The sequence below is a fragment of the Propionivibrio sp. genome, from assembly GCF_049316945.1.
Classification (GTDB): Bacteria; Pseudomonadota; Gammaproteobacteria; order Burkholderiales; family Rhodocyclaceae; genus Propionivibrio.
The window spans coordinates 1-3,341 of record NZ_JBMOJE010000272.1 but is presented as its reverse complement, the minus strand read 5'-3'; the positions used below and the strand labels follow the sequence as shown (position 1 = coordinate 3,341).

The 3,341-nt window shown below is 51.9% G+C and carries 1 protein-coding gene; it reads right to left on the bottom strand.

Features of this window, described 5'->3' with window-relative positions:
• Positions 1 to 1,580 precede the first annotated feature (1,580 nt).
• Positions 1,581 to 3,341: autotransporter outer membrane beta-barrel domain-containing protein (locus ACOYNV_RS26855; protein ID WP_422902881.1), on the bottom strand; the 1,761-nt coding region annotated here is incomplete at its 5' end.

Genomic DNA, 3,341 nt, shown 5'->3' with positions numbered 1-3,341 from the left:
TCTCATCCTCATCCAGCTCGGGTTTGTTTGTCTGGATTTGAGCGGGCCATAACACAGCATAAACTCCAACCATCGAATCAACCCTCCTCTCGAAACCCCCTTTCGAGATTTGAATCCCCGCTAATGACCCGAGTTGAGACGCAAGCACCGGTATTTATGCCGGTGTAAGGCGAAGTGATGGGCTTTTGTCTCAACCCGTTTCTTCTTCGCAAGCTCCCTCCTATAGGGAGAGACGAATGACATGGTGGGGATTTTTTTAACTGTGCCGATTGAATTCCTGACCCGAGTCGAGACGCAAGCCCCGGTATTTATGCCGGAGTAAGTCTCGACGATGGGCTTTTGTCTCTACCCGGGTCTTCTGCACAAACGCCTTCCTTAAGGGAGGAGACGAATGACGCCAATGCGCGGCAATTCACATACGGTCACAGGAAAGCTGAGGATATTCAAAGATGAAACAAATGCTAAACCACTACATTGGACGAATCGTCAGTCTCAACGACCATTTATTTCAGGAGATAAAAATCCGAGCCATACGTGAAGGCCGCCATGACTTGGAAAACCGCTTCTTGGTGAGCGAGGTCAATAGAACACTGCAAAAGGTGACCCGATAGGAGCCGCAAGCCCCGTATCTTTAGTACGAGGTAAGGCTCCAGGGCTTTTGCTCCTACCGTGTCTTCCTATAACAAGTTCCTTCCTTAAGGGAGGAGTGAATGACCTGTAATAATGCAAACTTCCGAATCGTTGCCGACGCCTCAGATGTAGAACTCGTAGAATCCACGGTCTCCCCCTACTATCCTTGGTCTGTTGCCCCTTCTTCCCACCGGACATCCACATAAACAAGGTGCAATTTTCAGAAATGTTGCACAACGATGACTTCGAGTGAGTTTTCTACCAACCTGGAATTCTTGTCGTTTCGCATTGGCAGCTTCCTGCTACTGAGCTTCATCGAAGATCCAGCTTGGCTGGCCTTCATGTTTTGCTGATCATCGCCAATCTGTAACGCCCAATCCTTGAGCAACCGAAATAATCCCTGACCTGGGATCAACCTACGGTAGTTATCCAGTGGTTACCCACAGGGTTACAGGCGGAATCTGTGGAGAGTTGCGGACTCAACGAGATGATGTCCATCACCACCGAAATTCAATCACAGAGAGCCTACAAGTTTTTCTAGATACTGCGCGAAGAACCGCCTATTATGAATAGTTCAACAACAGTACATCAGAGATAACCCATCATTCTAATCAACCGCGAGGTATTGGATGAACCTTAATAAATATGTGGGACGAATTGTCCGTTTGAACCAACGAGCCTTCCGTGAAATTGCAAGGCGAGCCAAGAATCAAGGAACAGCATTGGAAAATTGCTTCTTGGTGTCTGGCGTAAGTCGTGAGATGCGAAAGCTGATCTGCTATGGCGCCAACTTTCGAATTACCGTTGGCGTCTGTGACGTAGTGCTGATCTGAAACAGAAGCAAAGCCAAATTCAGTCAATTTCTGTAACCCGGCCTCTCCTGTCTGTGCCCGAGGGTAACAAGCCAAAGCAGGCTGATACCTGACAGGAAGCCTTGGGCTGAGGGTTGTTCAAAATCGCCAGTCCGCGCTGAGCGTCAATGTGCTTGCCGCAAATCCTGAGCCCTGCTCGTAATTGTAATTCAGAGCGAAATCGGCAGTCTGGCCTCGCCCGGTCATGCCAATACCTGCCTGGTTAAGCACTTTAGGGGAGCGCCAGGCGTTTGATGAAAACGAACTGTTTTGCGCCTCAAAGCTCGCAACCAGTTCCCCGGACGATCCACTGAGCCTGTGAGCCGTCAATAGGTGACTATGCAAAGACCAGTCCAAATTGCTCGTGCGTCCCATTGTATGCTCAACTGAAACACCAAGCCGCAAACGCAAATCGTCCATGTTTTTTGATTGCACTTGCAGATTGGTGCTGCCAGCTCCCGTTTCAGTAAATTGCCCCCGCGCGAAGTGTTGGTAGTCAATACCTATAAACGGGGCCAACTTTGTTTGTCCGAGGGTGGCCATTTGAGTGATGTCGAGGCGAATACCGCTCGCCTTGACCTCGGTTGATCCGTTGGCTATTCGATCAATCGCGAAGGAGTAACCTGGCCACAAGCCTGCGTCTGGGATGTTGATGTTTCGTCTTGTATCAATGCGGCTGTAGCCAAGAAAAACCTGACCCGTTGCCCTAAAGTCATCGACCCGGTAGGTTGCGTAGCCACCCAAATAGCCTGTCTTTAACTCGCCGTCACCCGGAGCGCTATTCGCCCAATCGAGGTTGGAAAACAAGTAGGCGGCGGCAACACCTAGCTTCCAGTTCTCCGCGTATTTCGTTTCAGTACCAGCGACCAGCATCGTCGTTGTTTGGGTAAATCCCGTGCGATCGGCGTCCGATGACTGCTTGGCACGTGCCCCTTGGGTTTGCATCCAGGTCAGATTTCCAACGTCGCTGACTACAGAGGCGCCTCCCCCTGCAGGATTTAACTTTCCAGAAAATTCGCTCATGCGATCCATGAACAGTCGCGCTTGGTAGAGACTTGCCAGGCCAAGCGCACCATACCGCTCCGCCCCCAGTTGACCGATGACCTGTTGCAGCTTTTGATCCCCGGCAGGTGCCGAGAGATTGATCATGTCCAGTGTTGTCAGTACCCGATCCAGATCGCTGTAGGCTTGCACCGACAGACCATCCAGGTACTGCCCGACACGGTGGGCATTGCCGCTCAGGCTTGGGCTATAAGCAAGAAGATTTGTTTCGCCCATGGGGGCTGCCAATACGTAATTCTTGAGTGGCACCTGAAATCCCGGGACGTCACCGGCCTTGCGCCCCACATAGTACTGAATGCCGCCGCCAGCACCCCAGTAACTGCCGACAGGCGGCGTCTTGGAACTGGTGATCGGCCCGGCGGGTCCGCTCCAAAAACTGACCCCGCTCGGCACCATAACCAGCGCAAAGGTGTTGTTCCGAGTGCCATCAGGATTGATCGGTAGCGCCAGTTTTGATAATAATTCGGCACGACTCAGACCGCGCACCTCGGCAATCGGCGAAATCCAGCCACCGGCTTGCCCGGATTTGCTGGAATCATAGGGGGTGTAATAGGAACGGATGGCAATAAACGGCTGAGTTGTCTGGAGTTTATTCACCTCAGTGCCCGGAGCAAAGGGCGGATTGCCCGCAGGGCCAACGGTTATATTATTTACGTAATCGGCCGATACGTGAGCATCCAGAATTAGCACCCCCGGAATGTCGGTTGGGGTGGCCGTGCCAAGCGCGTAAGAATTTGCTGCAGATGTAGTCAGCATCATTAGGCAGGCTAGACGGAAACCCTGATGCAAGCTGACCGT